Raw genomic sequence first — 7,435 nt, forward strand, 5'->3', positions numbered from 1 at the left:
AAAAAGATCGCAAGCCTGCGGCAGCTCCTACAGGGGGATTTCGCATCTCCCTGCAGGAACTGCCGAAGGCTGCGATCTTTTGTTTCAGCGGTGCAGAACATATTGCCCGCTGAACGTCACAGCATCTTCATCACTCCCGGTGTTGACGATTCGCGTATTGAGCGTCAACCGTGCGCGCCCATAGCGCTGATACATCGCCAGAAACTTCTTCCAGACGGCTGCCTGCGGGGCCGGGCAAATCGCCGTGGCATCACCGGTCACGGGCAGCGGATAGCTGATTTGCCCTTCCTGAATCACGATGTGCCCGTCTTCAATGCCTTCTTCCTTCAGGCGCAGGTGCAGCCAGCCCCAACCCGCCAGCACCGCGCCGCAGTAGAGACTGCCGCCGAACATGGTGCTCTTGTGATTGACGTTCGGCTCCAGCGGCAAGTGCAGACTCAATTGCTGCTCGTGCCAGCCGAGGACCTTGAGGCCCATCTCGCGGGTCAGGGGAATGTCGTGATGCAGTACCGATTCCAGATAGCGACTGTCGCGGCTCATTCGGCGTCGTCTCCATGGGTGTTACTGTCGGCGAAATTCAAGCCGTGCTTGCGCAGTTTGTCGTGCAGGGTCTTGCGCGGAATGCCCAGGGCTTCGGCGAGGCTGCGCACCGAACTGTGGGAGCGCGCCAGTTCGGCGGCAATCAACGATTTCTCGAAGTTTTCCACCTGCTCGCTCAGGCCGCCACTGATGACTTCCACGGCGCTGCCGCCGCCTTCACTTCCACTGTTGTCCAGCGCCAGCTCCAGACCGAGGGCGAAACGCTCGGCGGCGTTCTGCAGTTCGCGCACATTGCCGGGCCAGGTGTGGCGCAACAGCAAGGCGCGTTGCGCCGGTTGCAGTTCGTGCGGCGGCAGGCCATGGCGGGCGCTGGCTTCGTCGGCGTAATGCTGGAACAGCACCAGCGCATCTTCGCCGCGTTCGCGCAGTGGCGGGATGCGCAGCGGCGCCACGTTCAGGCGGTAATACAAGTCGGCGCGGAAGCGTCCTTGATCGGCGGCTTGCCGCAGGTCTTCCTTGGTCGCGGCGATGACGCGGATGTCCAGCGGGATCAACTGATTGCCACCCAGCCGTTCTACAACCCGCTCTTGCAGCATGCGCAGCAGTTTCACCTGCACGTCCATGCTCATGCTTTCGATTTCATCGAGGAACAGCGTGCCGCCGTTGGCGAATTCGAACTTGCCGATCCGGCGTTTCTGCGCCCCGGTGAACGCGCCCGGCTCATGCCCGAACAGCTCGCTTTCGACCACCGATTCGGCCAGGGCGCCGGCGTTGATCGCCACGAACGGGCCGTTGCGCCGGCTCGACAAATCGTGCAACGCACGGGCCACGACCTCTTTGCCGGCGCCGGTTTCACCGAGAATCAGCACGTCGGCCTTGGTCGCCGCCAGTGCGCCGATCTGCTCGCGCAGGCGCAGCATCGGCGCCGAATGGCCGACCAGTCGCGCGCTCAATTCGTTACGGTCGCTGAGGGCCAGACGCAGGCTGCGGTTGTCCAGCACCAGCCGGCGCAGGGCGAGGGCGCGGCGCACGCTGTCGAGCAGGGCATCGCTGGCGAACGGTTTTTCCAGAAAGTCATAGGCGCCGGCCCGCATCGCCTGCACTGCCAGCGGCACGTCGCCGTGGCCGGTGATCAGCAACACCGGCAGCTCCGGATCCTGAGCGTGCAATTCGCTCAACAGTTCCAGGCCGTCCATGCCTGGCATGCGGATATCGCTGACCACCACGCCGGGCCAGTCACGCTCCAGTTGCGCGGCGAGACCTTTGGCTTCGGACAGCGGAAGGATTTTCAGGCCGGCGAGGTCCAGGGTCTGGCCGAGGGCCTGACGCAGGTGCGGATCGTCGTCGATCAACACCACCTGAATGCGATTGTCGATGGTCATGCACTTCGATCCTCGGACGGTTGCAGGCTGACCCCGGGTGCACCGGCGCGCAGCCGCAGGGTGATCAAGGCGCCGCCTTGCTTGTGGTTGGCGAACGACAGTTCGCCGCCGAAGGCGCGCATCAGGGTTTCACAGATCGCCAGCCCCAGACCAAGGCCCTGAGTGCGGGTCTTGGTGGTGTAGAAGGGCTCGCTGGCGCGGCCGAGGGCTTCCATGCAAAAGCCCGGGCCGTTGTCGCGAATGTACAGATTGACGCCTTCGGCCGTGGATTCGGCACTCAGCCACAGTTTGCGCGGCGGGCCTTTTTCGGTCAGCGCATCGAGGGCGTTGGCCAGCAGATTGCCGAGCACCTGGCGCAGTCGGGTTTCCCCGGCCTCGACCCAGAGGGTGGCGGCGGGCAGGTCGCGGATCAGCTCGACTTCCATGCTGCGGCGCCGCTTGGCCAGCAATGCCAATGCATCATCCAGCGCCGGTTGCAGGGCCACGCTTTCCGGAGCATGACGGTCGCGGCGGGCGAAGGCACGCAGGTGGGCGATGATCGAGGCCATGCGCCCGGTCAGTTCGCTGATCAGTTTGAGGTTGCCACGGGCGTCTTCGGTGCGTTGGTGATCAAGCAGCACTTCGGCGTTTTCCGCGTAACTGCGGATCGCCGCCAGAGGCTGGTTGAGCTCGTGGCTGATGCTCGCCGACATCGTGCCCAGTGCCGAGAGTTTGCCGGCCTGGACCAGATCGTCCTGAGCCCGTACCAGCTCCTGCTGCGCCTGTTCGCGCTCCAGCACTTCCTGCTTGAGGCGGCGGTTGAGACCTTCCAGATCGCTGGTCCGCTCCGCCACCCGGCCTTCGAGTTCACGGCGGGCCTTGGCTTCGAAGGCAATACGTTCCAGGTAATGTCGACGGCGCTGCATCATCAAACCGAGCAGGAGCATCACCACCAACAGCGTGGCGCCACCGATGGCGACAACGGTGCGCACCGGACGATCGATCAGCGTGCGCGGGGCAAGGATGCTGACGCTCCAGCCGGTTTCGGCGATGTTCACGGTCTGCGTCAACCAGGCGTTTTCGCTGAGGTTCAGCGGACGCGGCTCGCGGGTCGGATAGGGCAGGATCGCGGTGATCGCCGAGCGTTCGGTGTCGCTCAATGTCCGGGTCGAACGAAAACGCCACTCCGGACGCGAGGTGAGGATGACCACGCCGTTATGGTCGGTCACCAACAGTTGTTCCGGGGTTTTGCCCCACAGGCTTTCGGTGTGATCGAGGTCGACCTTGATCACCAGCACGCCGATGATTTTTTCGCCATTGCGCACGGCGGCGGCGAAGAAATAACCGCGTTTGGCCGACGTAGTGCCGAGGCCGAAGAAGCGTCCCAGACGCCCAGCCATGGCTTCGCTGAAATACGGACGGAAAGCGAAATTGCGTCCGACGAAACTGTCGTGTTTGTCCCAGTTCGACGCCGCCAGGGTCTGGCCGCTGGTGTCCATCAGGTACATGACTTCGGCGCCGGTCTGTGCGGCGATGTTTTTCAGCAGGCGGTTGGCATTGCCCTGGGTAACGCCGTCGTCCGGTGCGCCGAGTACGGCGCGCAGGGCCGGCAGGTCGCCGAGAATCTGCGGCAACACTTCATAACGGTGCAGGGTACCCAGCAGGTTGGCAACGTAGAGGTCGAGGGTCTGGCGGTTTTGCCCGGCCAGTTCACTGCGGTAATAGCGCTCGGCCAGATGCTCAAGCGGCCATAGCAGCGGCGCCAGGCACAGGGCCAGCAGAGCGAGGCTGCGCCAGCGGGGTCTGCGGGGAAGGGTAGGTTTCATGAGCCGGATGCGCCTGAGTGAACAGGCGCATTATGCCCAGGCTCAGGCGAAGACGTCAGCGTCCTTGAGCAGCGCGCCGACCTGATCCTTGGCCGACAGCTTCGGCGCTTCGTCCAGTTGCCAGTCGATGCCCAGCGCGGGGTCGTCCCAGCGAATGCTGCGCTCGGACGATGGATCGTAGTAGTTGGTGGTCTTGTAGAGGAATTCGGCGAACTCGCTCAGTACCACGAAGCCATGGGCGAACCTTCCGGCACCCACAATTGGCGGTGGTTCTCGGCCGACAGGCGTACGGCAACCCATTTGCCGAAGTGCGGCGAGCTGCGGCGAATGTCCACCGCCACATCAAGCACTTCGCCGGCAGTGACCCGAACCAGTTTGCCCTGGGTATTTTGCAGCTGGTAATGCAGACCGCGCAGCACGCCTTTCTGCGAGCGCGAATGGTTGTCTTGCACGAACTGGGTGTCCAGACCGGTCGCTTCCTGGAACGCCTTGGCGTTGAAACTCTCGTAGAAGAAGCCGCGCTCGTCACCAAATACCTTGGGTTCGATGATCAGAACACCGGGCAGATCGGTGGTGATTACATTCATGAGGTTTTTCCAGATAGGTGTGAATGGCCGACATTCTTGCGCAAAGTGCCGGCGGATGCGAGCGCTTGAATATCTCCGGTCGGGGGTTGCGCATCGTCTGTAGCAATGGCGATATAGGCGCCTAATAAAATTTCAGGGGTCGTCCCATGCCGCTTGCCACGTTGATTCATCGCGCCAGTTTGCCCAGCCCACAGGTCTCTGAGGCGCAGGCCCGGCAGTGGTTGGCGGAGCATTACGGGCTCAGCGGCACGTTACAGGCGCTGGGCAGTCAGCAGGATCTGAACTATCGGGTCGACAGTGAACTCGGGCGCTTTGTCCTGAAAATCTGCCGCGGCGACTATGCACTGGTGGAGTTGCAGGCTCAGCATGCAGGCCTCAAATACCTTGCCGAACACTCGTCAGTGCACGTACCCCGGGTGATCCCGGCCAGCAATGGCGCGGATCTGCTGTCGCTGGACTCCGATGGCGAGCCGGTGCATGTGCGGCTGCTGGACTACATCGAAGGTCAGCCGCTGACGCATCTTGATCACTTGGGCCACGATGTGGTGGCCGGTTTCGGTCAGCTGTGTGGCGAGATGGATCTGGCCCTGGCCGGCTTCGATCACCCGGGCCTGCAGCGCACGCTGCAATGGGACGCGCGCCATGCCAGTGCGCTGATCAGCCACCTGCTGCCGGTGATCAACGATGAACGCCAGCGCGCACTGATCGCAGGCGCCGCCGAGCAGGCCGAACGTCGCTTGCAGCCGTTGCAGGACAAGCTGCCGGTGCAGGCGATCCACATGGACATCACTGACGATAATGCGGTCTGGCAACGCGATGCCAAGCGTCATTGGCAATTGCAGGGCGTGATCGACTTCGGTGATCTGGTGCGCACCTGGCGCATCACTGACCTGTCGGTGACGTGCGCGGCGCTGCTGCACCATGCCGGCGGCGATCCGTTTGTGATTCTGCCGGCGGTGCAGGCCTATCACGCGGTCAATCCGCTGCAACATGAAGAGCTGCTGGCGTTGTGGCCGTTGATCGTGGCGCGGGCGGCGGTGCTGGTGCTCAGTGGCGAGCAACAGGTCAGCATCGATCCGGGCAACACCTATAGCCGCGACAACCTTGAACATGAGTGGGAAATCTTCCACGTAGCGACTTCGGTGCCGCTGGCGCTGATGGAGGCGGCGATTCTCACGGCAGTCGGCCAGCCGCTGCCGGCCATTGGCGGTGAAGGTTTCGCGCCGCTGCTGCCGGAACTGGTCGGGCGGGAGTTTGCGCTGATCGATCTTGGCGTCCTGAGTCCGCACTTCGAAGCGGGCAACTGGGAGCAACCGGGCATTGATCAACGGTTGCTGACCGAAGCCGCTGCCGCGCATGGTCTGGCGGCGAGCCGTTACGGACAATATCGCCTGTCGCAGACGCGACCGGACAGTGCGGTCGAGCCCCAGACGTTCCCGCTGCACGTTGAGTTGCGCGTGCCGCAGGGTTCGGCGGTGGAAGCGCCGTTTGCCGGTGTGCTGCATCACGCGGCGGACGGTGTGTTGCAACTCGACGGACCCCGGCTCAGCGTGCGCCTGTGGGGTGTGAGCGCCTCGCTGCACAGTGGCGCGGCGCTGGTCAAAGGTCAGGTGCTGGGTTCCGTCGAAGGCCCGTTGAAGGTGCAGTTGAGCCGCGTTGCGTCGCTGGATGCGCCGTTGTTCTGCAGCCCTTCGCGCGCGGCCGCGTGGCAGGCATTGTGTCCTTCGCCAGCCACGCTGCTAGGGCTGGCCTGCGATGCCGAACCGGAGCTGGACGCCAAAACCCTGCTCGAACGACGTGACGCCAGTTTCGCCCGCACGCAAAAACATTATTACGTCGATCCACCGCGCATCGAGCGTGGCTGGCGCAATCACCTGATCGACATGCAGGGTCGCTCCTACCTCGACATGCTCAACAACGTCGCAGTGCTTGGCCATGGTCATCCGCGCATGGCGCAGGTGGCGGCGCGGCAGTGGTCGCTGCTCAACACCAACTCGCGCTTCAACTATGCGGCGGTGGCGGAGTTTTCCGAGCGTTTGCTGAAACTGGCGCCGGAAGGCATGGACCGGGTGTTTCTGGTCAACAGCGGCAGTGAGGCCAACGACTTGGCGATCCGGCTGGCGTGGGCCTACAGCGGCGGCCGCGACATGCTCAGCGTGCTGGAGGCCTATCACGGCTGGACGGTCGGCGCCGATGCGGTGTCGACGTCGGTTGCCGACAACCCGCGAGCGCTGGAAAGCCGTCCGGACTGGGTACATCCGGTGACCGCGCCGAACCTCTATCGTGGCGAATTCCGTGGCCTGGATTCTGCGCCGGATTATGTACGCAGCGTCGAAACGCAATTGGCGAAAATCGCCGCGCAGGGGCGTCAACTGGCCGGGTTCATCTGCGAGCCGGTGTATGGCAACGCTGGCGGTATCTCGCTGCCGCCGACTTATCTGAAACAGGTCTATGCGCTGGTACGGGCCCAGGGCGGGGTGTGCATCGCCGACGAAGTTCAGGTCGGTTACGGGCGCATGGGCCACTTCTTCTGGGGCTTCGAAGAGCAAGGCGTGGTGCCGGACATCATCTGCATGGCCAAGGGCATGGGCAACGGTCAGCCGCTGGGCGCGGTGATCACGCGTCGGGAAATCGCCGAGGCACTGGAAGCTGAAGGTTATTTCTTCTCGTCGGCCGGCGGCAGTCCGGTGAGCTGCCAGATCGGCATGGCGGTGCTGGATGTGATGGAAGAAGAAAAGCTCTGGGAAAACGCCCGGGTGGTGGGCGGGCATTTCAAGGCGTGCCTGGAAGCCTTGATCGATAAACATCCGCTGGTGGGCGCGGTGCATGGTTCGGGTTTCTATCTGGGGGTGGAGCTGATCCGCAACCGCGAGACGCTGGAGCCGGCCACCGAGGAGACCACGCTGTTGTGCGATCGCCTGCGCGAGCTGGGGATCTTCATGCAGCCGACCGGGGATGACCTGAACATTCTCAAGATCAAACCGCCGATGGTCACCTCGCGGCGCAGTGTGGATTTCTTTGTCGACATGCTGGATCGGGTGCTCGAGGAAGGCCTCTAAACCAGACCCCTGTAGGAGCTGCCGCAGGTGCGATCTTTAGATTTTTGCTTTTGAAAAACAAG

Annotated in this window: 4 protein-coding genes and 1 pseudogene; 1 reads left to right on the plus strand and 4 read right to left on the minus strand. The window is 63.3% G+C overall.

Annotation, left to right across the window (positions count from 1 at the left end):
* Positions 1–84: 84 nt before the first annotated feature.
* The 4 genes and pseudogenes from HT737_RS17220 to rfbC all read right to left on the minus strand — a co-directional run bounded on the left by HT737_RS17220 (position 85) and on the right by rfbC (position 4,314).
* Positions 85–540: a YiiD C-terminal domain-containing protein gene (locus HT737_RS17220; protein ID WP_095667804.1), complete on the minus strand. Its 456-nt coding sequence runs from the start codon at positions 538–540 to the stop codon at positions 85–87.
* Positions 537–1,922 (minus strand): sigma-54 dependent transcriptional regulator, encoded by a 1,386-nt coding sequence (locus tag HT737_RS17225; protein ID WP_182403405.1) that lies wholly within the window; start codon positions 1,920–1,922, stop codon positions 537–539. The genes HT737_RS17220 and HT737_RS17225 overlap by 4 nt, the downstream gene beginning before the upstream one ends.
* Positions 1,919–3,727 carry an ATP-binding protein gene (locus tag HT737_RS17230; RefSeq protein ID WP_041071297.1) on the minus strand — a complete coding sequence of 603 codons (1,809 nt, stop codon included), beginning with the start codon at positions 3,725–3,727 and terminating at the stop codon, positions 1,919–1,921. The genes HT737_RS17225 and HT737_RS17230 overlap by 4 nt, the downstream gene beginning before the upstream one ends.
* 42 nt (positions 3,728–3,769) lie before the next feature.
* Positions 3,770–4,314 (minus strand): annotated as a pseudogene (rfbC, locus tag HT737_RS17235) (dTDP-4-dehydrorhamnose 3,5-epimerase).
* A 146-nt stretch (positions 4,315–4,460) separates the two neighbouring features.
* On the opposite strand from rfbC, the gene HT737_RS17240 reads away from it, so the two are divergent.
* Positions 4,461–7,373: an aminotransferase gene (locus HT737_RS17240; protein ID WP_182403407.1), complete on the plus strand. Its 2,913-nt coding sequence runs from the start codon at positions 4,461–4,463 to the stop codon at positions 7,371–7,373.
* Positions 7,374–7,435: the final 62 nt, after the last annotated feature.

It is taken from the genome of Pseudomonas sp. MD195_PC81_125, from assembly GCF_014060985.1.
Classification (GTDB): Bacteria; Pseudomonadota; Gammaproteobacteria; order Pseudomonadales; family Pseudomonadaceae; genus Aquipseudomonas; species Aquipseudomonas parakoreensis.